Origin of the sequence: Acidovorax sp. sif1233 (assembly GCF_019218755.1) — a bacterium.
Taxonomy (GTDB): Bacteria; Pseudomonadota; Gammaproteobacteria; order Burkholderiales; family Burkholderiaceae_C; genus Acidovorax.
In genome coordinates this window covers 1-20,898 of sequence record NZ_JAHUWZ010000014.1, presented here as the reverse complement: position 1 = coordinate 20,898, position 20,898 = coordinate 1, and the positions used below count along the sequence as shown (strand labels likewise).

27 protein-coding genes and 1 pseudogene are annotated in these 20,898 nt (G+C 66.8%); 6 read left to right on the top strand and 22 right to left on the bottom strand.

Annotation, left to right across the window (positions count from 1 at the left end; all coding sequences use genetic code 11):
• Positions 1-2: 2 nt before the first annotated feature.
• Positions 3-1,418, bottom strand: a complete 1,416-nt coding sequence (locus KW843_RS26100) for an HlyD family type I secretion periplasmic adaptor subunit (protein WP_218298023.1) — start codon at positions 1,416-1,418, stop codon at positions 3-5.
• A gap of 1 nt (position 1,419) precedes the next feature.
• Positions 1,420-3,582, bottom strand: coding sequence for a type I secretion system permease/ATPase (locus tag KW843_RS26095; RefSeq protein ID WP_218298022.1), 2,163 nt, complete (start codon positions 3,580-3,582; stop codon positions 1,420-1,422).
• A 136-nt stretch (positions 3,583-3,718) separates the two neighbouring features.
• On the opposite strand from KW843_RS26095, the gene KW843_RS26090 reads away from it, so the two are divergent.
• The 3 genes from KW843_RS26090 (at position 3,719) to KW843_RS26080 (ending at position 6,125) form a co-directional block, all read left to right on the top strand.
• Positions 3,719-4,480, top strand: a complete 762-nt coding sequence (locus KW843_RS26090) for an AraC family transcriptional regulator (protein WP_218298021.1) — start codon at positions 3,719-3,721, stop codon at positions 4,478-4,480.
• Positions 4,481-4,610: 130 nt separating this feature from the next.
• Positions 4,611-5,444, top strand: a complete 834-nt coding sequence (locus tag KW843_RS26085) for a DMT family transporter (RefSeq protein ID WP_218298020.1) — start codon at positions 4,611-4,613, stop codon at positions 5,442-5,444.
• Between the two features lie 75 nt (positions 5,445-5,519).
• The gene (locus tag KW843_RS26080; RefSeq protein ID WP_218298019.1) at positions 5,520-6,125 is read left to right on the top strand and encodes a bifunctional 2-polyprenyl-6-hydroxyphenol methylase/3-demethylubiquinol 3-O-methyltransferase UbiG; all 606 of its coding nucleotides are present in this window, start codon (positions 5,520-5,522) and stop codon (positions 6,123-6,125) included.
• Positions 6,126-6,191: 66 nt separating this feature from the next.
• Here the strand turns inward: KW843_RS26080 and KW843_RS26075 are convergent, their stop codons facing one another.
• The 6 genes from KW843_RS26075 to KW843_RS26050 all read right to left on the bottom strand — a co-directional run bounded on the left by KW843_RS26075 (position 6,192) and on the right by KW843_RS26050 (position 11,885).
• Complete coding sequence (locus tag KW843_RS26075; RefSeq protein WP_218298018.1) at positions 6,192-7,436, bottom strand: MFS transporter; 1,245 nt, start codon at positions 7,434-7,436, stop codon at positions 6,192-6,194.
• 185 nt (positions 7,437-7,621) lie between these two features.
• Complete coding sequence (gene ptsP, locus KW843_RS26070) at positions 7,622-9,379, bottom strand: phosphoenolpyruvate--protein phosphotransferase (protein ID WP_218298017.1); 1,758 nt, start codon at positions 9,377-9,379, stop codon at positions 7,622-7,624.
• Positions 9,376-9,645 carry an HPr family phosphocarrier protein gene (locus KW843_RS26065; protein WP_218298016.1) on the bottom strand — a complete coding sequence of 90 codons (270 nt, stop codon included), beginning with the start codon at positions 9,643-9,645 and terminating at the stop codon, positions 9,376-9,378. Before KW843_RS26065 ends, ptsP begins: the two co-directional genes overlap by 4 nt.
• Positions 9,614-10,066, bottom strand: a complete 453-nt coding sequence (locus KW843_RS26060) for a PTS sugar transporter subunit IIA (protein ID WP_218298015.1) — start codon at positions 10,064-10,066, stop codon at positions 9,614-9,616. The genes KW843_RS26065 and KW843_RS26060 overlap by 32 nt, the downstream gene beginning before the upstream one ends.
• On the bottom strand, positions 10,063-11,334 hold the full coding sequence (locus KW843_RS26055; RefSeq protein ID WP_218298014.1) for a nitrate/nitrite transporter: 1,272 nt from the start codon (positions 11,332-11,334) through the stop codon (positions 10,063-10,065). Before KW843_RS26055 ends, KW843_RS26060 begins: the two co-directional genes overlap by 4 nt.
• Positions 11,331-11,885 carry a hypothetical protein gene (locus tag KW843_RS26050; protein WP_218298013.1) on the bottom strand — a complete coding sequence of 185 codons (555 nt, stop codon included), beginning with the start codon at positions 11,883-11,885 and terminating at the stop codon, positions 11,331-11,333. The genes KW843_RS26055 and KW843_RS26050 overlap by 4 nt, the downstream gene beginning before the upstream one ends.
• Positions 11,886-12,045: 160 nt before the next feature.
• On the opposite strand from KW843_RS26050, the gene KW843_RS26045 reads away from it, so the two are divergent.
• Positions 12,046-12,549 carry a TlpA disulfide reductase family protein gene (locus KW843_RS26045; protein WP_218298012.1) on the top strand — a complete coding sequence of 168 codons (504 nt, stop codon included), beginning with the start codon at positions 12,046-12,048 and terminating at the stop codon, positions 12,547-12,549.
• Between the two features lie 236 nt (positions 12,550-12,785).
• Here the strand turns inward: KW843_RS26045 and KW843_RS26040 are convergent, their stop codons facing one another.
• The gene (locus KW843_RS26040; RefSeq protein ID WP_218298011.1) at positions 12,786-13,241 is read right to left on the bottom strand and encodes a cytochrome c; all 456 of its coding nucleotides are present in this window, start codon (positions 13,239-13,241) and stop codon (positions 12,786-12,788) included.
• A gap of 167 nt (positions 13,242-13,408) precedes the next feature.
• Here KW843_RS26040 and KW843_RS26035 point away from each other — a divergent pair, with 167 nt between their 5' ends.
• The gene (locus tag KW843_RS26035; protein WP_218298010.1) at positions 13,409-14,092 is read left to right on the top strand and encodes a cytochrome b/b6 domain-containing protein; all 684 of its coding nucleotides are present in this window, start codon (positions 13,409-13,411) and stop codon (positions 14,090-14,092) included.
• Positions 14,093-14,141: 49 nt separating this feature from the next.
• Positions 14,142-14,633 (top strand): GNAT family N-acetyltransferase, encoded by a 492-nt coding sequence (locus KW843_RS26030; RefSeq protein ID WP_218298009.1) that lies wholly within the window; start codon positions 14,142-14,144, stop codon positions 14,631-14,633.
• A gap of 67 nt (positions 14,634-14,700) precedes the next feature.
• On the opposite strand, the gene KW843_RS26025 is transcribed toward KW843_RS26030, so the two are convergent.
• The 13 genes and pseudogenes from KW843_RS26025 to KW843_RS25965 form a co-directional block, all read right to left on the bottom strand.
• Positions 14,701-15,207: a peroxiredoxin gene (locus KW843_RS26025; protein WP_218298008.1), complete on the bottom strand. Its 507-nt coding sequence runs from the start codon at positions 15,205-15,207 to the stop codon at positions 14,701-14,703.
• Positions 15,208-15,341: 134 nt separating this feature from the next.
• Complete coding sequence (gene rpsQ, locus KW843_RS26020; protein ID WP_218298007.1) at positions 15,342-15,611, bottom strand: 30S ribosomal protein S17; 270 nt, start codon at positions 15,609-15,611, stop codon at positions 15,342-15,344.
• A gap of 9 nt (positions 15,612-15,620) precedes the next feature.
• On the bottom strand, positions 15,621-15,815 hold the full coding sequence (gene rpmC, locus KW843_RS26015; protein ID WP_008906429.1) for a 50S ribosomal protein L29: 195 nt from the start codon (positions 15,813-15,815) through the stop codon (positions 15,621-15,623).
• Positions 15,816-15,831: 16 nt separating this feature from the next.
• Positions 15,832-16,248: a 50S ribosomal protein L16 gene (gene rplP / locus KW843_RS26010; protein WP_218298006.1), complete on the bottom strand. Its 417-nt coding sequence runs from the start codon at positions 16,246-16,248 to the stop codon at positions 15,832-15,834.
• Positions 16,249-16,250: 2 nt separating this feature from the next.
• Positions 16,251-17,132 carry a 30S ribosomal protein S3 gene (rpsC, locus tag KW843_RS26005; RefSeq protein WP_142149114.1) on the bottom strand — a complete coding sequence of 294 codons (882 nt, stop codon included), beginning with the start codon at positions 17,130-17,132 and terminating at the stop codon, positions 16,251-16,253.
• 15 nt (positions 17,133-17,147) lie between these two features.
• The gene (gene rplV, locus KW843_RS26000) at positions 17,148-17,480 is read right to left on the bottom strand and encodes a 50S ribosomal protein L22 (protein ID WP_106445895.1); all 333 of its coding nucleotides are present in this window, start codon (positions 17,478-17,480) and stop codon (positions 17,148-17,150) included.
• A 9-nt stretch (positions 17,481-17,489) separates the two neighbouring features.
• Positions 17,490-17,765: a 30S ribosomal protein S19 gene (gene rpsS / locus KW843_RS25995; RefSeq protein ID WP_010467177.1), complete on the bottom strand. Its 276-nt coding sequence runs from the start codon at positions 17,763-17,765 to the stop codon at positions 17,490-17,492.
• 10 nt (positions 17,766-17,775) lie between these two features.
• Positions 17,776-18,600, bottom strand: a complete 825-nt coding sequence (gene rplB / locus KW843_RS25990; protein WP_010467175.1) for a 50S ribosomal protein L2 — start codon at positions 18,598-18,600, stop codon at positions 17,776-17,778.
• 2 nt (positions 18,601-18,602) lie between these two features.
• Positions 18,603-18,917 carry a 50S ribosomal protein L23 gene (gene rplW / locus KW843_RS25985; RefSeq protein ID WP_007847815.1) on the bottom strand — a complete coding sequence of 105 codons (315 nt, stop codon included), beginning with the start codon at positions 18,915-18,917 and terminating at the stop codon, positions 18,603-18,605.
• Positions 18,914-19,534 (bottom strand): 50S ribosomal protein L4, encoded by a 621-nt coding sequence (gene rplD / locus KW843_RS25980; protein ID WP_008906425.1) that lies wholly within the window; start codon positions 19,532-19,534, stop codon positions 18,914-18,916. Before rplD ends, rplW begins: the two co-directional genes overlap by 4 nt.
• On the bottom strand, positions 19,534-20,208 hold the full coding sequence (gene rplC, locus KW843_RS25975) for a 50S ribosomal protein L3 (protein WP_218298005.1): 675 nt from the start codon (positions 20,206-20,208) through the stop codon (positions 19,534-19,536). The genes rplD and rplC overlap by 1 nt, the downstream gene beginning before the upstream one ends.
• Before the next feature lie 225 nt (positions 20,209-20,433).
• Positions 20,434-20,745: a 30S ribosomal protein S10 gene (rpsJ, locus tag KW843_RS25970; protein WP_005796953.1), complete on the bottom strand. Its 312-nt coding sequence runs from the start codon at positions 20,743-20,745 to the stop codon at positions 20,434-20,436.
• 26 nt (positions 20,746-20,771) lie between these two features.
• Positions 20,772-20,898, bottom strand: a pseudogene (locus tag KW843_RS25965) (elongation factor Tu); the annotation flags it as partial.

Sequence of the window (20,898 nt, the reverse complement as noted above, 5' to 3'; positions counted from 1 at the left end):
ATTCACCTCTCGGACAAGGCGTTCGCCTTGGCGCGCAGCACCGGCTTGAGCAGGTAGGCCAGCACGGTCTTCTTGCCCGTGAGGATGTCCACCTGCGCCACCATGCCGGGGATGATGGGCAGGTTCGCCCCCAGGCTGGCCTTGCGCGTGCGCACGCGCACCAGGTAGTTGGCATTGCCCTTGTCATCGACGACCGAGTCCGCGCTGATGTTCACCACCTCGGCCGCCAGGCCGCCGTAGATCGAAAAGTCGTAGGCCGTGAACTTGACCATGGCCTCCTGGCCCGGGTGCAGGAACGCGATGTCGCGCGGACTGACCTGCGCCTCCAGGATGAGCGCGTCGTCCAGCGGCACGATCTCCACCACCTCCTTGCCAGGCTGCACCACGCCGCCCACGGTGTTGACCAGCAGGCGCTTGACGGTGCCCCGCACCGGCGAGCGGATGTCCGCGTGCTTGACCTTGTCGGCCAGCGCCCGGCCGCCCTCGGACAGGCTGGAGAGCTTGCTCATGGTCTCCGACAGCTCGGCGCTCATCTGGTTGCGGGCCGTGAGCTGCACCTCCTCGATGCGCCGCGAGGCCTCCTGGATCGCGGCCTGCACGCGGGAGATCTGCGCATCCGCCTGCTCGCGGTCGCCGCGCAGGCGCGCCACCTCGCGGTCCAGCCGCAGCACCTCCACCTCGGACACCGCGCCCGTGGCCACCATGGGCCGCGTGGCGTTCAGCTCCTTGAGCATCAACTCCAGGCCACGCTCGGCCTGCTCCTTGCGGGCACGCACCTCATTGAGCTCCTGCTGGCGCTGCAGGAGCTGGTTCTGCGAGATGGACACCTGCGCGCTGATCTCCTCGCGCCGCGAGCGGTACAGGCGCATCTCCTGCGCAACGATGTCCGGCGCGTCCCGCAGGAGGTCCGGCGGAGGAATGAATGTGCCGCCCTGCGTCAGTGCCTGCAGGCGCAGGGCCTTGGCCTGCAGCGCGAGCAGGCTCGCCCGGCTTTCCAGCATGTTCGACATGAACCGGGTGGAGTCCACGCGCAGCAGCAACTGGCCCGCTTCGACGATCTGCCCCTCCCGCACCGGCAGCACTTCCACGACGCCGCCATCCACGCTCTGGATGACCTGCACCTGGCTCGTGGGCACCACCTTGCCGTCGCCCCGCGTGACTTCGTCGAGCTCCGCATACGCGGCCCAGAGCACCAGCAGCAGCAGAAAGAGCACCGCCAGGCGCAGAAGGACCCGGGCGCGCAGGGGCTCCTGCTGCAGCCGCGCCCAGTCGGCATCGTCCGCCCAGTCCAGCGTGTCGGCCGCGCCCGCGGGCGTCAGGCGCCGGACCATGCGCCCGAAGACGGATTCGCTGGCCGCCCCGCCCGTCCTGACGGCACGGCCGATCTGCTCGAAGGCTTTCTCGTTGAGTTCGGCCATCTCACACCGCCTTTCCGATGCGGCCCTGGCGCAGGGCCTGCACCACCTGCTCCTTGGGGCCATCGGCCACGATGCGGCCCGCGTCCATCACGATGATGCGATCCACCAGGGCCAGCAGCGAGGTCCTGTGGCTGATGAGCACCAGCGTGCGCCCCTTCGAGAAATCGGCCAGCCTGCGCTTGATGTCCTCCTCGCTGGAATGGTCCATGGACGAGGTGGGTTCGTCCAGCAGCAGCACCACGGGATCGTTGATGACGGCGCGCGCGATGGACACGCCCTGCCGCTGCCCGCCCGACAGCGACTCGCCCCGCTCCCCCACCAGCATGTCGAAGCCCTGCGGGTGCGCATTCACGAGCGGCAGGATGCCGCCGATCTCGGCCGCCCGCACCACGGCCGCGTCGTCGGCCAGCGGGGCGCCCAGCGTGATGTTCTCGCGCAGCGAGCCATAGAAAAGCACCACGTCCTGCTGCACGTAGCCCACCTGGCGGCGCAGCTCGGCGGGGTCCAGCTGGCGCTGGTCGATGCCGTCGATGAGCACCGCGCCCGAGGTCGGCCGGTACAGCCCCAGCATCAGCTTTTGCAGCGTGGTCTTGCCCGAGCCGATGCGCCCGAGGATGGCCACCCGCTCGCCGGGCTTGATGGACAGCGTCACGTTGCGCAGCGAGGCCGTCTGCTGGCCCGGGTAGGTGAAGCCGACATCCCTGAACTCGATCGCGCCCTGCAGCCGCCCCCGGCTGATGAAGCTGGCGCCCTCGGGGCGGTCCACCTCGCGCTTCATCATCTCGTTGAGCGAGGTCAGGGCCGTCGATGCCGTGTGGTACTGCACGAGCAGGCCCGCCACCTGCCCCACCGGCGCCATGGCCCGCGACGCGAGCATGGTGCATGCGATCAGCCCCCCCATGGTGAGCTGGCGCTCGCCGATCATGTGCACGCCCACGATCACGATCACCAGGTTGATGAGCTGCTGCAGGAAGGCCGAGGTGTTGCTGGCCGTGGCCGACAGAAGGCGCAGCTGCACGCCCACGCGGGCCAGCAGCGCCGTGCTGCGCTCCCACTTGCGCTGCAGGGGCGCCTCCGCGCCCAGCGCCTTCACGGTCTCGAAGCCCACCAGCGCCTCCACCAGCGTGGCATTGCGCTGCGCGCCCGCGCGGTAGGTGGTTTCGGACAGCGCGTGCATGCGCCCCTGCACGGCCAGGGCGTAGAGCAGCATCACCGCCGCGCCGCACAGCAGCGGGATCAGCATCGGCCACGAGATCCAGCCGATCACCACGATGAAGATCAGGCCGAACGGCAGGTCGATGAACGCCACGACGGACGCCGAGCTGATGAAGTCCCGCACCGACTCGAACGAGCGCAGGTTCGACGCGAACGAGCCCGCCGAGGCCGGCCGCTGCTCCATGCGCGTGCCCAGCACCTTTTCCATGATGTAGGCCGACAGCTTCACGTCGGCACGGCTGCTGGCCAGGTCCACGAAGCGCCCGCGCAGCGTGCGCAGCACCAGGTCGCCCACGAGCATGATGGACAGCCCCAGCGCCAGCACCCACAGGGTGTCGATGGCGTTGTTGGGCACCACCCGGTCATAGACATTCATCGTGAAGATGGGCATGCCCAGGGCGAACAGGTTGGCCAGGAAGGCGGCCATGAGCACGTCGCGGTACAGCCCGTGGTTTTCGGCCAGCACGGTCCAGAACCAGTGCCCATGGCGGCCCGCCCTGACCTGCGGGGCACGCGCATCGAAACGCTGGGAAGGGCGCACATACACCGTGGTGCCCAGGTAGTCCGCCTCCAGCGCCGCGCGCGACACCTGGATGGGCGCGTCCCCCAGTTCGGGCAGCACGACACGCGCTTCGCTGCGGCCGTCGCTCCAGCCCAGGAGCACGCACGCGCGCTCGCCCTGCAGCAGCAGGACCGCCGGGAGCAAGGCGTCCTTGACGCGGGTCAGCGGCTCCCGCACGAGACGGCTGCTCATGTGCGCGCGCTGGGCCGCACGGGCAAAGAGGCCGGGGGTCAGCCGGTGGTTTTCAGCAGGCAACCCGGCCATCACCGCCTCGGGCGTCGAAGGCAGGCCGTGGGCCTTGGCAACAATGAGCAGGCACGCCAACAGCTCGTCGGAACCGCTGCCTGAAAGTTCTGCAGGCTGCGCCAAGCCCGCACTTGAAACCATATGAATTCCTTGTTGCCACTTGTTGAAATTCACTCTAGCAACATAAATTCAAAGCGCGAAGGAAAAAATCGCCACCCCGGCGCGCGCCCGCCCGGCTGGTGGTCCGTGTGCGGTTGCAGCAAAATCCACGGTGCACATGCCCTCCTCCGAACAGCTTTCGCTGCGCCGCTACGGTGCCTCTCCCGGCAGCCACAGCCATGACCACTTCCAGGTCCTGCTGGGGCTGTCCGGCGCCCTCGACCTCGAAGTCGAGGGGCGCGGCGTGCGCGTCAGCCCCGGCGGGGGGTGCGTGATCGCCCCGGGCGACCGCCATGACTTCGAGTCGGCGCGCGGCAGCCTGTGCCTGGTGCTCGACAGTGCGCAGCCCGGATGGGCGCGCTGCCTGCGGCCGCACGGCCAGGGCGCCAGCGCGCCCCCCGCCGAGGCCCTGCCGCTGGCGCACTACCTGGCGGGCGCACTGCAGCAAGGCCGCCCCCTGGCGCAGGCCCACGGCCCGGCGCTGTTGCTGGAGGCGTGGCTGGCAGGCTCCGGCCCCCGCGCCTGGCCCCCCGGCCTGGCACCCTCGCGCCAGCGGCCGATCGACTGGGCCGCGCTGCGGCAGTGGGCCGCCCAGCAGTGGGACGGGGCGCTCTCGGTCGCCGACCTGGCCGCGCGCGTGCACCTGAGCCCCAGCCAGTTCGCGGCCCGCTGCCGCGACGAGCAGGGCCTGGGGCCCATGGCCTGGCTGCGCGGCCAGCGGCTGGCACAGGCCCGGCTGCTGCGCGGCGGCGGGATGGCCGTGGCCGAAGTGGCGCAGCGCACGGGCTACCGTTCACCCTCGGCGCTGACCGCGGCGCTGCGGCGCCAGGCGGGCGCGGCGGGGAGCCCGGGCCCGGTGAATGAACCGGCGAATGGGTGAGTGAGCAAATGAATGGATGCATGGATCGATGAGGGAATGACCGGTGCGGCGCCGCCGCACCCCCGCTGCGCGACGAGCGGCCGCCGTTGCGCGACGATGCGGGCCGCCGCTCGCGCATACAGTCAAGCCCATGCAAGCCAATCTCTATGCCCTCGGCGCCATCGCCCTGTGGGCCTCGCTCGCCTCGCTGGGCGTGTCGCTCACCCACATTCCGCCGTTCCTGCTCACGGGCATCGCGCTCATCATCGGCAGCGTGCCGGCCTGGCCCTTCGTGCTGCGCGATCCGTCGCAGTGGCGCATTCCGGCGCGCACGCTGGCGCTGGGGGTGTACGGCCTGTTCGCCTACCACTTCCTGCTGTTCATCGCGCTGCGCCACGCGCCGCCGGTCGAGGCCAACCTGGTCAACTACCTGTGGCCGCTGTTCATCGTCGTGCTCTCGCCCGTGGTGCTGCCCGGCGTGTCGCTGCGCACGCCGCATGTGCTGGCGGCACTGCTGGGCTTTGGCGGGGCCGCCATCGCCATCGCGGGCGGGCGCGCGCTGAGCGGCACCCTCGCCTGGGGCTACCTGCCGGCGCTGGCGGCGGCCTTCATCTGGGCCACCTATTCGCTCATGACCAAGCGCGTGGCGGCGTTCCCCACCACCGCCATCGGCCTGTTCGGGCTGGTGTCGGGCGTGCTGTCGCTGCTGTGCCACGCGCTGCTGGAGCCCGCCGTGGCGCTGCAGCCGCGCGACTGGGCGCTGCTGGCCGTGCTGGGCCTGGGCCCGCTGGGCGCCTCGTTCTTTCTGTGGGACAAGGCACTCAAGCTGGGCGACGCGCGGCACATCGGCATCCTGAGCTACATCACGCCGCTGGCGTCCACCGCGCTGCTGATCGCGGTGAGCGGCCGCCCGTTCACCTGGAGCATCGCGCTGGCCACGGTGATGATCATCGGCGCGGCCGTGATGGGCATGCGGGCGCGCTGATTCAATCAAAGTGGCCCAGGCGCTTGCCCATCAAGCGCTGATAGCTATTTATCCGATAGCAAACCCGATCCTCGCATGGACACCCTCCCCATCCCCGGCACGGCGGGCTATGGCACGCACGCCGCCGCGCTGGCGGCGCAGTATGAAAGCATCGCGTTCGCCGATGTGCATCGCAGCGCGCTGCACCTGTTCCCGCGCACGCCCAGCCGGGTGCTCGACATCGGCGCGGGCTCGGGACGGGACGCTGCCGCGCTGGTGCGCGCGGGCCACCATGTGGTGGCCGCCGAGCCCACGGCGGCCTTGCGGCAGGAGGGGCAGCGCATCCACGCTGGGCTGCCCATCGAGTGGGTGGACGACCACCTGCCCGCGCTCACCGGCCTGCGGGGCCGCCAGTTCGACCTGGTGCTGCTGACCGCCGTGTGGATGCATCTGGACGCCGCGGAACGCACCGCTGCCATGCGGGCCGTGGCGGACCTGCTCGCGCCGGGCGCGCTGGTGGTGATGTCGCTGCGCCATGGCCCCGTGCCCCGGGGGCGGCGCATGTTCGACGTGTCGATGCAGGAAACGGCGGCGCTGGGCGCACGGCACGGGCTGGCCACCGCGCACAGCGGCACGCGGGACGACGCCCAGGGGCGGCCGGACGTGCGCTGGAGTGTGCTGGCCCTGCGGCGGCCCGTGTGAATCTGCATCCAGCGGGCCTCCCGTGCTTGTCCGGAAAGCGCGGAACGCTATCTATTCAGGAGCACTTCACGGCATGCGCGGGGCCGCGCGCTCCCGGCGCACGCGCAGGTAGAGCCAGCCGGTGATGGAGAGGTTCAGCAGGTTCCAGCCGATGCCATTGAGAAAGGCGGCGTGGTAGCTTCCCGTGGCGTCGAATATCCAGCCGGAAAGCCAGCCGCCCAGCGCCATGCCGACGAGCGTGGCCATGATGACGCCCCCCACCCTCACGCTCGCCTGGCCGGGCGGGAAGTACTCGCGCACGATGATGGCGTAGGTGGGCACGATGCCGCCCTGGAACAGCCCGAATAGCCCCGAGATGACGTACAGCGGCACCAGGCCGTCGTAGGGAAGGAAAAGCACGAGGGCGATGCCCTGCAGCGCCGATCCCAGCAACAGGGTGCGGATGCCGCCGATGCGGTCGCAGATCAGCCCGAACACAAGACGGCTCACGATGCCGCAGGCCAGCATGAGCGACAGCATCTGGGCGCCCTGGGCGGCGCCGAAGCCCAGATCCGTGCAGTAGGCCACGATGTGGACCTGCGGCATGGCCATGGCGACGCAGCACGCGATGCCTGCCAGGCACAGCAGCGCCATCGCGTGGTTCGGAGCCAGGCCGAAAGGGCGGGCACGGTCCGGCGCCGCCCGGTTCGCGCCCACTGCCGCAGACGCCGGAATCGCGGGAGGGCGCTGGCGCATGCGCAGGGACAGCGCGAGCATACCCACGCCGCAGATGCTGCCCAGCACCATGTAGGTAGGGCGCCAGCCGATGGAGTCGACGCCGTATTGCACGATGGGCGGCCAGACCGCGCCCGCCACATAATTGCCGCTGGCGCACACCGCCACCGCGATGCCCCGCCGGCGATTCCACCAGAGCGCCGTATCGGCCAGCAAGGGCGCGAACGTCGCGGAGCCGCCAATGAACCCCATCACCGCGTGCGCCAGACCGAAAGCCCAGATGCTGCCCGACAGGCTCGCCCCCATGAAGCCGCCAAACACCGCCAGGGCACCCAGCCAGAGCACGGGCATCAGGCCGTGGCGGTCCGCCAGCCGCCCTGTCCATAGCCCGCCCAGACCCAGGCAGACCATCATCAGGGTATAGGGCAGCGAGGCGCTGGCGCGGCCGATTCCGAACTCGGTCTGCACCGCCGGAAGCACCACCGACACCACGTACATGCTGCTGTTCCCCAGCACGACGAGGCCCAGGGTCGCAAGAAGCCGCCGCAGTGCCTGGGGCGAGTCGATGAGGGACGGGTCTGCGTGGGCAAGCTGCATGGGAGGCATGGGTTTTTCTGGATGCAGCGCAGGCCATCAGAACGGGCGGGGAGAAGTGCATCCGCCGGCCTTGCAGGCTGGCGGACGCCGCGCTTCACTTTTCAAAAAAATCTGGCAAAACCGGCCCCTGGCGCCGGTCCATCAAGCGCAGAAAGCTATCAATTAAGGAGCATTTCAGCACCACCCTACGGCGCCAGCGCGGCCGCGGGTTCGTCCCCCTCCAGCACCTGGCGCGCCCACGGCGCGAGCTTGCGCGTGTCGGCGCGCAGCACCTCCTGCTTGATGGCCAGGATCTGCGCGGGGTGCATGGAAAAGCTGCGCAGGCCCAGGCCCAGCAGCAGGCGCGTCATGGTCACGTCGCCGGCCGTTTCGCCACACACGCAGACGCTCTTGCCCTGGCGTTCGCCCTCGGCGATCACATCGCCCACCAGGCGCAGCACGGCGGGGTGCAGCGGGTCGTACAGGTGCGCCACCGCCTCGTCCGCGCGGTCGATGGCCAGCGTGTACTGGATCAGGTCGTTGGTGCCGATGGAGAGGAAATCGAAATACCGCAGGAAGGTGCGCACCATGAGCGCCGCCGCGGGCACCTCGATCATCGCGCCCAGCTGCACCGGGCCGTAGGGCACGCCGCGCGCATCCAGCTCGGCGCGGGCCAGGTCCACCTGCGCGATGGTCTGCTGGATCTCGTGCGTGTGCGCCAGCATCGGGAACAGCAGGTTGACCTTGCCATGCGCCGCCGCGCGCAGCACGGCGCGCAGCTGGGTGCGGAACATGGCCGGGTCGGCCAGGCTCCAGCGGATGGCGCGCAGGCCCAGGGCCGGGTTCAGGTAGCTGTCCTTGTGGCTCTTGTGGTCCAGCGGCTTGTCGGCGCCCACGTCGATGGTGCGGATGGTGACGGGCAGGCCCTGCATGCCGTCGATGGCTTCGCAGTAGGCGCGGTACTGCTCGTCCTCGCCGGGCAGGTTGCCGCTCTTGCCCATGAACAGGAACTCGCTGCGGAACAGGCCCACGCCCACGGCGCCGGCGCGCACGGCGGCGGCGGCGTCGCCTGGTTGCTCGATGTTGGCCAGAAGCTCGATCTTGTGGCCGTCGAGCGTGATGGCCGGGGTGTGGCGCAGCCGGGCCAGGCGCTCGCGTTCCAGCTCCACCTGGCGCTGGCGAAAGCCATACTCGGCCAGGATGATGGGCGACGGGTCCACGATGACCACGCCCGCATCGCCGTCGATGATGACCCAGTCGTCCTGGCGCACCAGCTGGCTGGCCGCGCGCGCGCCCACCACGGCCGGAATGTCCATGCTGCGCGCCACGATGGCGGTGTGGCTGGTCTTGCCGCCCACGTCGGTCACGAAGCCCGCGAACACGCTCTGCTTGAACTGCAGCATGTCGGCGGGCGAGAGGTCGTGCGCGACCAGCACCAGGGGCACGTCCACCGTGTCGTCGAGCAGCAGGTCCTGCTGGGTCTTGCGGCGCGGGCTGCTGGCGGGGGGCGCCACGGGGCTGGCCACGCCCTTCATGTAGCGCAGGATGCGCTCGACCACCTGTTCCAGGTCGGCCTTGCGCTCGCGCAGGTATTCGTCCTCCATCTCGTCGAACTGGCGCGCGATGACTTCGAGCTGCGTGGTGAGCGCCCACTCGGCGTTGTACAGGCGCTCGGTGATCCAGTGCTTGACCCCGCCCGTGAGGGCCTCGTCCTGCAGCAGCATCAGGTGCACGTCGAGCAGCGCGGTCAGTTCATGCGGCGCATCGGCGGGCATCTCCACCTGCAGGCGCTGCAGTTCCTCGACCACGGCATTGCGCCCGTTGCGCACCCGCTCGATCTCGCCCTCGATCTGCTCGGGCTTGACGAAATAGTGCGCCACGTCCACCCGGCTGGACGCCACCAGCACCGCACGGCCGATGGCGATGCCGCGGGCGACTGCGAGACCGTGGACGGAGAAGGTCATTCACCCTCGCCAAACTTGTCGGCAATCAGGGCCAGGAGCCCGTCCATGGCCTCCTGTTCGCGCTCGCCGCTGGTTTCGATCTCCACCTCGGTGCCCATGCCGGCGGCCAGCATCATCACGCCCATGATGCTCTTGGCGTTGATGCGCCGGTCGCCACGGCTCATGAAGACATCGCAGGGAAAGCTGCCGGCCAGCTTGGTGAGCTTGGCCGACGCGCGGGCATGCAGGCCCAGTTTATTGTTGATGGTCGTACGGGTCTTGATCATGTCGGTTGCGGGTATTCTGGTTCTGCGGTGCGGAGATGGCCACCTGCATGACGCCCTGGGTGCCACCCACCACGGCGCGGGTGACCACCGAATCAAGGGGCTCGTGGCGGTAGCTCACGGCCCGCAGCAGCATGGGCAGGTTGGCGCCCGTCACCAGGCGCGAGCGCACGTTGCCGATGAGGCGCTGCGCAATGTTGCAGGGCGTGGCGCCGAACACGTCGGTGAGCACCAGCGTCGAATCCGCGCCCAGTTGATCGAGCATGATGCGGGCCTGCGCCAGCGACTCCTCGGGCGGCTGGTTGGGCTGCACATCGAGCGCGGACACGCTGCCCCCGCAGTCGGGGAACACATGCAGCGCGCATTCGCGCAGCGCATGGGCCAGCGGGGCGTGGGCGATGATGAGGATGCTGGTGGTGCTCATGGCGCGGTGGTTTGCAGCACATTATGGCGCCGCCCCCGCAGCAGGAACCACGCGTAGGCGCCCGCGTTGCACGCGAGGTACACCGCCATCGCGGCCTGGAAGGACTGCACCGCGGACAGGCCCGCGGCGGCGAAGGCGTCCACCGCCAGGCCGATGCCCCACTGCACCACGAACACCCCCGCAAAAATCACGAGGTTGTAGGCCGACAAGGCCCGCCCCGCGAGCGCCTGCGGGAACGCCATGGCCACCGCGGGCTGCGACAGCGATACGAACGTGCACGACATGCAGAACAGCGCCCACGCCCCGCCCCCGGCCCGGGGCCCCGCCACGATGGTGCCCAGCAGCACCACCAGGCACAGCGGGAGGCCCGCCGCCATCAGGCGGTCGGCCCCCAGCCCTTTTCGCAGCAGCCAGGGGTTGAGCATGCCCCAGGTCCAGAACGTGCACAGCATGGAGACATTGATCCAGAAGAGGCCCGTGGCGGCCTCCAGCGGCGTGTAGCCCGCCACGCGCTGCATCCAGGGCCCGGCCCACAGGGTCTGCATCGCCACCATGCCGCCGTACACGAAGAACCCCAGGGGCGCCAGGCGCTGGAAGTAGGGATGGCGCCACACCATGGCGTAGCCGTGTTGCGCGCCCTCGGTGGCCCCGGCAGGAGGCACCGGTCCGTCTGCCCGCGGGGTGGCGGCGCCCCAGGCCGGCACCCAGACGGCAATCACCACCATCGATACCGCGATCAGCGCGGCCAGGACCCAGAACAGGGGCCGCCATCCCACCAGCGGCAGCGCCCATTGCACCGGCAGCGTGGACGCCACCATGCCCAGCGAGCCGGTCATCAGCATCCACGAGTTCGCCCGCATCTGCAGGGTGGGCTCGAACCAGCGCCGGTAGCCGGTGAGGGGCGCCATCAGGCAGGCACTGACGCCGGCGCCGCACAGCACGCGGCCGGCCAGCAGGCCCGAGAACCCCGTCGCCACCGAGAACACCAGGCTGCCCACCACGGCCACGCCCAGGAAGCCGAGGGCGACCTTCTTGGGCCCGTGCCGGTCCAGCCAGGTGCCCAGCGGCAGCTGCGTGGCCGCGAACCCCAGGAAGTACCCCCCGGCCAGCAGCCCCAGGTCGCTGGCGTGCAGCGAGAACTCCTGCGACAGCGTGGGCGCCAGGGTGGCAGTCACCGCCCGCACCAGGGCCGACAGGAAATACGCGAAGGCAAATGCCAGGAAGACAATCACCGCGGCCCGCCGCGGCAGCACGCCGGGGGCCGTCATTGGAGCGTGATCCCGGCAAAGAACTGGTCGGCCACCTCGGGGCGGGGCTTGGGGGTGTAGACCACCGCGTGGTACAGCCGCACCTGCGGGCCCACGGCGCGCGCGAACCACACGGCCTGGGCCGTGACGGCGCTGCCATCCGGGCGCTGGCCCTGGACCACGGTGCGCACCGACTGGGGCAGGGGCAGCACGCCCGGCGGCGCGTACGGCGTGTCGACCGCGCGGGCGGCCGCGCCGCTGCCCAGGTTGGCGATCGCGGCCGCCCGCCAGTGCGTGAGCGCCGCGCCCACCTGCGCGGGGTCGGCCAGCGCGGCATGCGACACCGCAAAGGTCGCGCCATCCGCATCGCAGCCCGCCATGGCCAGCTCGACGGGCGAGCCCGCCAGCTCCACCGGGCGCACGGCCCGGTCGGGCTTGCAGGGCAGCGTGATGGTGATGGCCGCCTCGGGCAGCGGCACGCTGCGCCAGTTGAGCGCGGGGCTGCAGCCTGCCAGCCACGCCAGCAGGAGCATGGGCGGCAAGGCGGCCGCGCGGGTTGGTGTTCGGTTCATTGGCCGATTATCGGCACAGCACGCAGCGCGGGCCGCGTGCGCCGTTTTGCGCGAACTTTTGCGCAGCACACGACTCCACCCAAGCTGCGACAATCGGGGCACCGGCTGCGGCCGGGTTTCGGCGCGGGCCCGGCCCACAGTTCTGGATGGATAGGAAGTCATGGCGATCAAGCATTGGGCAGCAGGTGTGGCGGTGGCGGCGTTCGCGGCCGTGGGCGCCTATGTGTACCTGGATACGGGCCGCTCCGTGGCGCCGGAGTCGAACTTCGTGCTGCTGGACGGCTCCAGCAAGTCCACCGCCGATCTGCGCGGCAAGGTCACGCTGGTGAATTTCTGGGCCACGAGCTGCACCACCTGCGTGGCCGAGATGCCCGAGATCGTGGCGACCTACAACAAGTACCACGCCAAGGGCTTCGACACCCTGGCCGTGGCCATGAGCTACGACCCGCCCAGCTACGTGGTGAACTTTGCCGAAACCCGCAAGCTGCCCTTCCAGGTCGCCATCGACAACACCGGCAAGGTGGCCCAGGCCTGGGGCGATGTGCGGCTCACGCCCTCGACCTTCATCGTGAACAAGCGCGGCGAGATCGTGAAGACCTACGTGGGCGCACCCAACTTCCCCGAGCTGCACCAGCTCATCGAAAAGCTGCTGGCCGAGACCTGAGCCGCTACGGCACCTTCAAAGGCAAAAGGCCGATTTCATGCGAAATCGGCCTTTGTCGCTTATGGATTCAGCGCAAACAGCTACCACTTTAATAGCATGCGCATTGAGCGCGCGCGGCCCCGGCCAGCGAACGCCGCACAAGGGCTGCCCCGCCGCGCTGGCGTCGTCCCCCCTCCCGGAGCGCGCAGCGCGCAGAGAGAAGGGAGAAGCGGCAACGCCGCTCAGGGCGATGCACTTTACTTGGCGCGGTAGTTGTCGTGGCAGGCCTTGCAGGTGCCCGCGGCAGCGCCAAAGGCCGTCTTCAGGTTGTCCAGGCTGCCGGTCTTGGCCGCGGCGGCCAGCTTGACGGATTCGGCCTCGAGCTTCTCGGAGTGTTCCTTGAACTTGGCCTGCTCGGTCCAGATCTCGGGCAGCGCCTTGGTGGGAGCGCCCTTGTCCGTGCCCGCCCCGAAGCCCGCCCAGGGCAGCTTGGCCATGTGGGCCACCACATCCGCGTTCTCCTGCGCCGCCTTGGCATCGAACGGAATGCGCCCGTTGGCCATGGCACCGAGCCGGCCAAAGTGCTGGCCCATCACGAAGAGTGCGCTCTGGCGGTATTTGATGGCGTCCTCGGCCTTGGCGAACTGGGCGGAGGCCGGTGCCGACACGGTCAGCGTGGCAGCGGCAAGGGCGAACGCGGCAAGTGCTTTCATGGGGGTATTTCCTTTTTTCGTGGGGGGTAAATGCAAAAACCTTTTGACCAGCAGGGAGTATGCCGGTTTACCACGGGTTTCGCAGCGGCGCCCTCCTTCCGGGTTTACCCCGCCTCCTTCACAATGCGGCCATTCCCCTCCTCCTCAACACCCAGCCCACCGCCACCATGACGCAGCAGCACACCGTACGCATCTGGGACCTTCCCACCCGCATCTTCCACTGGACCCTGGCCGCCTGCGTCGTGGCACTGGTGGTCACGGCCAAGGTGGGCGGCAACGCCATGGAGTGGCATTTCCGGCTGGGCCACATGGTGCTGGCGCTGCTGGTGTTCCGCGCCGTCTGGGGACTGATCGGCGGGCGCTGGTCGCGTTTCGCGAGCTTCCTGTACTCCCCCGCCCGGCTGCTGCGCTATGTGCGCGGCGCGGCGCACGCCGAGGACAGCATCGGCCACAGCCCCCTGGGGGCGCTGTCCGTGTTCGCGCTGCTGGCCGTGCTGGCCGCGCAGGTGGCAACCGGCCTGCTCAGCGATGACGAGATCGCCTTTGCCGGCCCGCTCACCCGGTTCGTGCCCAATGCGGTGGTGGGCCAGGCCACGGGCTACCACAAGGAAATCGGGCAGTACCTGGTGCTGGCGCTGGTGGCCTTGCACCTGCTGGCCATCGTGTTCTACGTGCTGGTGCGCAAGCAGCGCCTGGTCAAGCCCATGCTGCACGGCGACAAGCTGCTGGCGGCGCCCGCGCCTGCATCGCGCGACGATCTGGCCACCCGGGTGGTCGCGCTGGTGGTGCTGGGACTGAGCTTCGGGCTGGCCTGGTGGGTGTCGACACTGGCGGCGGCGCCCGGGTTCTGAACCGAACTGGCTACACTGCGGCTTCCGTCGTTTCACACCACTTTGTGCCTTGGACAAGCCTGCCGTCACCCTGCGGATCCCCTCCTCGCCTGCCGAGCTTCAGGCGGTCCGCGACATCTTCCGCGAATACGCCGACACCCTGGGCGTCGATCTGTGCTTTCAGGACTTCGAGAGCGAGCTTGCCCACCTGCCCGGCGACTATGCCGCGCCGCGCGGTGCCCTGCTGCTGGCCGAGGTAGAGGGCGCGATAGCGGGCTGCTGCGCCCTGCGGCCGCTGGATGCGGCCGACTACCCCAATGCGAGCGAGATGAAACGCCTGTACGTGCGCAAGGCGTTCCGTGGATTCGGCCTGGGCCGCGAGCTGGCCGAAGCCATGCTCGACCTCGCGCGGCAGGCAGGCTATGCCTGTGTGCTGCTCGATACCCTTGACGACATGGAGTCGGCGCGCGCGCTGTACACCGACCTGGGCTTCGAGGAGATTCCGCCCTACTACCACAACCCCATTGCGGGGGCCCACTACCTCAAGGTCGATATCTTCTGAGGTTTTTGGGCGCTGGCGCCTGGTTCACAAGCGCCAGAAGCTACCAATTGGATAGCAAATCAGGGCATCACGCCCTGGCCTGGGCCAGCAGGGTGTCGGCGTCGCTCACCTCGAACTTGCCAGGGGCCTCCACGTTGAGCGTGACCACCTTGCCATCGCGCACCAGCATCGAATAGCGGTTGCTGCGCAGGCCCAGGCCCTTGCCGTTCAGGTCCAGCGTCAGGCCGGTCGCCTTGGCGAAGGTGGCATCACCGTCGCCCAGCATGCGCACCTTGCCGTCGGTCTTCTGGTCGCGCGCCCAGGCGCCCATCACGAAGGCATCGTTCACGCTCACGCACCAGATCTCATCCACGCCGGCGGCCTTGAATTCGGCTGCCTTTTCCACGTAGCCAGGCACATGCTTGGCCGAGCAGGTGGGCGTGAAGGCGCCAGGCAGCGCGAACAGGGCAATCGTCTTGCCTGCCGTGGCCTTGTCCACCGGCACGGGATTCGGGCCGATGGAGCAGCCTTCGCCCTCGACTTCCGAGTATTCCATCAGGGTGCTGGCTGGCAGGGTGTCACCGATTTTGATCATTGATCTCTCCTTGGGTTGCTGGGGGTATTGAACACATTCGCCTGCAGGCCTGCAAAAAAACGCGGCCCACAAAACAAAACGACCCACATTGTGGGTCGTTTTGAGGGGCTGTGCTGCCTGGAAGCCGGGAGGGCTTAGAGCAGGCCGGCCTTTTGCACCAAGCGGGTGGCAACCCAGTTCTTGGTCTTGGAGAGCGGACGGCTCTCGGTGATTTCGATCACGTCGCCCAGCTTGTACTCGCCCTTTTCGTCATGGGCGTGGTACTTGCTCGACTTCGCAACGATCTTGCCGTAGAGCTCGTGCTTCACACGGCGCTCGACCAGCACGGTCACGGTCTTTTGACGCTTGTCGCTGACCACCTTGCCAACCAAGGTGCGCTTGAGGGATTTTTTAGGTTCCGTCATGTGGGCTCCTTACTTGGCGGCTTGCTTTTCAGCAAGAATGGTCTTGGCACGGGCGATATCGCGGCGGGTGGTGCGCAGCGTGTTGGTGTTACCCAGTTGCTGCGTGGCCTTTTGCATGCGCAGGCCGAAATGGGCCTTTTGCAGCGCCTTGATTTCGGCTTCGATGCCGGCGACGTCTTTTTGGCGCAGTTCAGTAGTCTTCATTGCTTGTTCTCCTGAATTACGCGCCGATCAGGCGGCTGACGAACGTGGTGCGCAGCGGCAGCTTGGCGGCAGCCAGGCGGAACGCTTCACGGGCCAGTTCTTCGGGCACACCGACGATCTCGAAAACGATCTTGCCGGGCTGGATTTCGGCCACGTAGTACTCGGGGTTGCCCTTACCGTTACCCATACGCACTTCTGCGGGCTTGGTAGAGATTGGCTTGTCCGGGAACACGCGGATCCAGATACGGCCGCCACGCTTGACGTGACGGGAGATTGCACGGCGTGCAGCCTCGATCTGACGGGCCGTCAGACGGCCACGGTCGGTGCACTTCAGACCGAAATCACCGAACGCAACGGAGGAACCCCGCGTTGCGACACCAGTGTTACGGCCCTTTTGCTCCTTGCGGTATTTGCGGCGAGCAGGTTGCAGCATAGTTATTCTCCTTTACCGTCCGCTGCTGTAGCGGGCGCGGCGACTTTGCGTACGCGCTTAACGGCGGTGTTATCAGCGCCACCAGCTTCCGCTGGCTTGTCGCTGCCGTCGGCCGGAGCGGTGTTGCCACCGACAGGACGACGTGGGCCACGGCCTGCGCCTGGACGGTCGCCACCTGGGCGGCCATCACGGCGTGGACCGCGTGGGCGGCGCTCTTCGTCTGGACGAGGCGTTTCCACGGCGGGCAGGTCATTGCGGCCCAGCGTGTCACCCTTGTAGACCCAGACCTTGACGCCGATCACACCGTAGGTGGTCTTGGCTTCAGAGGTACCGTAGTCGATGTCCGCACGCAGCGTGTGAAGTGGCACGCGGCCTTCGCGGTACCACTCGCAGCGAGCGATTTCGATACCGTTCAGACGGCCGGACGACATGATCTTGATGCCCTGGGCACCCAGACGCATGGCGTTCTGCATGGCGCGCTTCATGGCGCGGCGGAACATGATCCGCTTTTCGAGCTGTTGCGTGATGCTGTCGGCGATCAGCTTGGCATCGATTTCAGGCTTGCGCACTTCTTCGATGTTCACTGCGACGGGCACGCCCAGGCGAGCAGCGAGTTCCTTCTTCAGGTTCTCGATGTCTTCACCCTTCTTGCCGATCACCACACCAGGACGAGCCGAGTAAATGGTGATGCGGGCGTTCTTGGCAGGACGCTCGATCAGGATGCGCGACACGGCGGCGTTCTTCAACTTGGCCTTCAGGTACTCACGCACCTTGATGTCTTCGGCCAGCATGCCCGCGAAATCGCGGTTGCTGGCGTACCAACGGCTGGACCAGTTGCGGCTGACCGCAAGGCGGAAGCCGGTAGGATGGATTTTCTGTCCCATAGTCTTCCCGAGCCTTTAGTTGCCAACCGTCACGTACACATGGCACGTGGGCTTGCTGATGCGATTGCCGCGGCCTTTGGCGCGCGCGGTGAAGCGCTTGAGCGTGGTGCCTTGTTCGACGTAGATGGTCTTGACCTTCAGTTCGTCGATGTCGGCGCCATCGTTGTGTTCGGCGTTGGCGATGGCCGACTCCAGAACCTTCCTGACGATTCCCGCAGCTTTTTTCTGCGTGAAGTTCAGGATGTTCAGAGCCTGGTCCACCTTCTTGCCGCGGATCAGATCGGCGACCAGACGGCCCTTGTCGACCGACAGACGGACGCCCCGGAGGACTGCACGTGTTTCAGACATGGTCGTTCCTTACTTCTTCGCTTTTTTGTCAGCGGGGTGACCCTTGAAGGTGCGCGTCAGGGCGAATTCGCCCAGCTTGTGGCCCACCATCTGGTCGGTGACATAGACAGGTACGTGCTGCTTGCCGTTGTGCACGGCAATGGTCAGACCGATGAACTCGGGCAGAACCATGGAGCGACGCGACCAGGTCTTGACTGGTTTCTTGTCCTTGGTGGCAACGGCCTTTTCGACCTTGGCCAGCAAGTGATGGTCAACAAATGGACCCTTTTTAAGAGAGCGAGTCATCTGTTACCCCTTACTTCTTGCGACGCGACACGATCATGATCTGTGTGCGCTTGTTGTTACGGGTGCGATAACCCTTGGTCAGATTGCCCCAAGGATCGACTGCATGGCGGCCTTCGCCGGTGCGGCCTTCGCCACCACCGTGAGGGTGATCCACCGGGTTCATGGCAACGCCGCGAACCGTGGGACGAATACCCATCCAGCGCTTCACACCGGCCTTGCCCAGTTGGCGCAGGCTGTGTTCTTCGTTGGCCACTTCGCCAATGGTGGCGCGGCATTCGATGTGGATCTTGCGAACTTCACCCGAGCGCATGCGCACCTGGGCGTAAACGCCTTCGCGGGCCAGCAGCGTTGCCGAAGCACCTGCCGAGCGGGCGATCTGCGCACCGGCACCGGGCTTGAGCTCGATGCAGTGGATGGTCGAACCCACGGGGATGTTGCGGATCGGCAGCGTGTTGCCAGCGCGGATCGGGGCTTCCGAACCGGACAGCAGGGTTGCGCCCACTTCCAGGTTGCGGGGAGCGATGATGTAGCGACGCTCGCCGTCGGCATAGCACACCAGAGCGATGTGGGCCGTACGGTTGGGGTCGTACTCGATGCGCTCAACCTTGGCCGGAATGCCGTCCTTGTTGCGCTTGAAGTCCACCACGCGGTAGTGGTGCTTGTGACCACCGCCCTTGTGGCGGGTGGTGATGTGACCGTTGTTGTTACGGCCGGCCTTCTGGAATTGTGGTTCCAGCAGGGGGGCGTACGCTTCACCCTTGTACAGGTGGTCACGCGTGACCTTCACCACGGCACGTTGGCCGGGCGAAGTGGGTTTCATCTTGATGACAGCCATGATTACGCGGCCTCCCCGGAGAGGTTCAGCTCTTGACCTGGCTGCAGCGTGACGTATGCCTTGCGAACGTTGTCGCGGCGGCCGACGGTCTTGCCGAAGCGCTTGGTCTTGCCTTTGGTGTTCACCACAGAAACGCCCTTGACCTCGACCTTGAACATCAATTCCACAGCGGCCTTGATTTCTGGCTTGGTAGCGTTCTGCAGCACCTTGAACGTCACAGCATTGGACTTCTCGGCAACCATGGTGGCCTTTTCGGACACGATGGGAGCGACCAGCACTTGCATCAGACGACCTTCGTCAAACTTGAGTGTGCTCATGCGAACATCTCCTTGAGTTTGTCGATTGCACCCTTGGTGACGAGCACTTTCTTGAAACGGACCAGCGACACGGGATCTGCGTAACGGGGCTCGACGACGAGCACGTTCACCAGATTGCGCGAAGCCAGGTACAGGTTTTCGTCCACTTCATCGGCGATCACCATCACCGATTGCAGGTTCATCGCCTTGAACTTGTCGGCCAAGACCTTGGTCTTGGGCGAATCCAGCTTCAGGGAGTCGACCACAGCCAGACGGCCTTCGCGGGCCAGCTGCGACAAGATGGCAGACATACCAGCGCGGTACATCTTCTTGTTGATCTTCTGCGTGAAATTTTCGTCAGGCATGTTCGGGAAAATCCGACCGCCCCCGCGCCACAGTGGCGACGAGGTCATACCTGCACGTGCGTTACCCGTACCCTTTTGCTTGAAAGGCTTCTTGGTCGAGTGACGGACTTGCTCGCGGTCCTTCTGGGCGCGAGTGCCTTGGCGTGCGTTGGCCTGATAGGCCACCACGATCTGGTGCACCAGATCTTCGTTGTATTCACGACCGAACACGGTTTCAGGAACATCCAGCTTGGATGCGCCCTGGCCTTGGTCATTCAGGAGTTCGAGCTGCATTAGTTCGCTCCTTTGGAGGCTTTGGCCTTGACCGCTGGACGCACCGTCACGAACCCACCCTTGGAGCCCGGAATAGCGCCCTTGATCAAGAGCAGTTGACGCGCTTCGTCGATGCGGATCACATCGAGGTTTTGCGTGGTCTTGGTGACATCGCCGAGGTGGCCCGTCATGCGCTTGCCGGGGAACACGCGACCTGGGTCTTGTGCCATACCGATCGAGCCAGGCACGTTGTGCGAACGGCTGTTGCCGTGCGACGCGCGCTGCGAGCTCATGTTGTGGCGCTTGATGGTACCGGCGTAGCCTTTACCGATCGAGGTGCCTTGCACGTCGACCTTCTGACCCACGGAGAACACGGACGTCACAGCCACCGAGGCGCCAGCTTGGTACTGGGCTGCGGTATCGGCGGTTACGCGGAATTCCTGGATGATTTCACCGGCTTCCACACCTGCCTTGGCAAGGTGGCCGGCTTCTGGCTTGGTCACGCGCGATGCTTTGCGCGAACCGAACGTGACCTGCAGGGCCACGTAGCCATCGTTCTCTTGGGTTTTGATCTGGGTAACGCGGTTGTTGGACACATCCACCACCGTGACAGGCACTGCGTCCCCATCATCGGTGAACAGACGCATCATGCCCACTTTGCGACCCAGCAACCCGAGGGAGTTGCTCAGACTCATTGGTTTTCTCCAAAACTCTCACCGCCGCAACTTCAATTGGCTACGGCGTTTCCGCAAGCTCTCGCCTGCGTGCATGAAAGAAGGTTAATAAAACTCCGCCCGGCCGGCACCCTTTCAAAGGCGCAAATCGAGTGAAGCCCTAAAGTATAACGCGAACTGCTTTCGCAAGCAAGTTCGCGTTATTTCGGACCTTGCGGGGTGGGCGAACCCACCCCGCAAAAGCCATTACTGCAGCTTGATTTCGACGTCCACGCCCGCGGGCAGGTCGAGCTTCATCAGGGCGTCCACGGTCTTGTCCGTAGGGTCCACGATGTCCATCAGGCGCTGGTGCGTGCGGATTTCGAGCTGGTCGCGGCTGGTCTTGTTGACGTGCGGCGAGCGCAGGATGTCGAAACGCTTCATGCGCGTCGGCAGGGGCACGGGGCCCTTGACGATGGCGCCGGTGCGCTTGGCGGTGTCAACGATCTCGGCAGCGGACTGGTCGATCAGCTTGTAGTCAAACGCCTTCAGGCGGATGCGGATTTTTTGCTTGGACATGGCAAGTTCCTTGTTCTGCTTATGAATTAAGCAATGATCTTGGCCACGACGCCAGCGCCGACCGTACGGCCGCCTTCGCGGATGGCGAAGCGCAGGCCTTCTTCCATGGCGATGGGGTTGATCAGCTTGACGGTGATCGACACGTTGTCGCCA

Coding starts and splice junctions, on each gene's coding strand:
- KW843_RS26025 (WP_218298008.1), bottom strand. CDS start 15,207: ATGATCAAAATCGGTGACACCCTGCCAGCCAGCACCCTGATGGAATAC.
- KW843_RS26040 (WP_218298011.1), bottom strand. CDS start 13,241: ATGAAAGCACTTGCCGCGTTCGCCCTTGCCGCTGCCACGCTGACCGTG.
- KW843_RS26055 (WP_218298014.1), bottom strand. CDS start 11,334: ATGACGGCCCCCGGCGTGCTGCCGCGGCGGGCCGCGGTGATTGTCTTC.
- KW843_RS26085 (WP_218298020.1), top strand. CDS start 4,611: ATGCAAGCCAATCTCTATGCCCTCGGCGCCATCGCCCTGTGGGCCTCG.
- rpsS (WP_010467177.1), bottom strand. CDS start 17,765: ATGACTCGCTCTCTTAAAAAGGGTCCATTTGTTGACCATCACTTGCTG.
- KW843_RS26100 (WP_218298023.1), bottom strand. CDS start 1,418: ATGGCCGAACTCAACGAGAAAGCCTTCGAGCAGATCGGCCGTGCCGTC.
- KW843_RS26080 (WP_218298019.1), top strand. CDS start 5,520: ATGGACACCCTCCCCATCCCCGGCACGGCGGGCTATGGCACGCACGCC.
- rpsQ (WP_218298007.1), bottom strand. CDS start 15,611: ATGACGGAACCTAAAAAATCCCTCAAGCGCACCTTGGTTGGCAAGGTG.
- KW843_RS26095 (WP_218298022.1), bottom strand. CDS start 3,582: ATGGTTTCAAGTGCGGGCTTGGCGCAGCCTGCAGAACTTTCAGGCAGC.
- rplB (WP_010467175.1), bottom strand. CDS start 18,600: ATGGCTGTCATCAAGATGAAACCCACTTCGCCCGGCCAACGTGCCGTG.
- rplW (WP_007847815.1), bottom strand. CDS start 18,917: ATGAGCACACTCAAGTTTGACGAAGGTCGTCTGATGCAAGTGCTGGTC.
- rplV (WP_106445895.1), bottom strand. CDS start 17,480: ATGTCTGAAACACGTGCAGTCCTCCGGGGCGTCCGTCTGTCGGTCGAC.
- KW843_RS26065 (WP_218298016.1), bottom strand. CDS start 9,645: ATGATCAAGACCCGTACGACCATCAACAATAAACTGGGCCTGCATGCC.
- KW843_RS26075 (WP_218298018.1), bottom strand. CDS start 7,436: ATGCAGCTTGCCCACGCAGACCCGTCCCTCATCGACTCGCCCCAGGCA.
- KW843_RS26060 (WP_218298015.1), bottom strand. CDS start 10,066: ATGAGCACCACCAGCATCCTCATCATCGCCCACGCCCCGCTGGCCCAT.
- rplD (WP_008906425.1), bottom strand. CDS start 19,534: ATGCAGCTCGAACTCCTGAATGACCAAGGCCAGGGCGCATCCAAGCTG.
- rpmC (WP_008906429.1), bottom strand. CDS start 15,815: ATGAAGACTACTGAACTGCGCCAAAAAGACGTCGCCGGCATCGAAGCC.
- rpsJ (WP_005796953.1), bottom strand. CDS start 20,745: ATGTCCAAGCAAAAAATCCGCATCCGCCTGAAGGCGTTTGACTACAAG.
- rpsC (WP_142149114.1), bottom strand. CDS start 17,132: ATGGGACAGAAAATCCATCCTACCGGCTTCCGCCTTGCGGTCAGCCGC.
- rplC (WP_218298005.1), bottom strand. CDS start 20,208: ATGAGTCTGAGCAACTCCCTCGGGTTGCTGGGTCGCAAAGTGGGCATG.
- KW843_RS26090 (WP_218298021.1), top strand. CDS start 3,719: ATGCCCTCCTCCGAACAGCTTTCGCTGCGCCGCTACGGTGCCTCTCCC.
- KW843_RS26045 (WP_218298012.1), top strand. CDS start 12,046: ATGGCGATCAAGCATTGGGCAGCAGGTGTGGCGGTGGCGGCGTTCGCG.
- rplP (WP_218298006.1), bottom strand. CDS start 16,248: ATGCTGCAACCTGCTCGCCGCAAATACCGCAAGGAGCAAAAGGGCCGT.
- KW843_RS26050 (WP_218298013.1), bottom strand. CDS start 11,885: ATGAACCGAACACCAACCCGCGCGGCCGCCTTGCCGCCCATGCTCCTG.
- KW843_RS26035 (WP_218298010.1), top strand. CDS start 13,409: ATGACGCAGCAGCACACCGTACGCATCTGGGACCTTCCCACCCGCATC.
- ptsP (WP_218298017.1), bottom strand. CDS start 9,379: ATGACCTTCTCCGTCCACGGTCTCGCAGTCGCCCGCGGCATCGCCATC.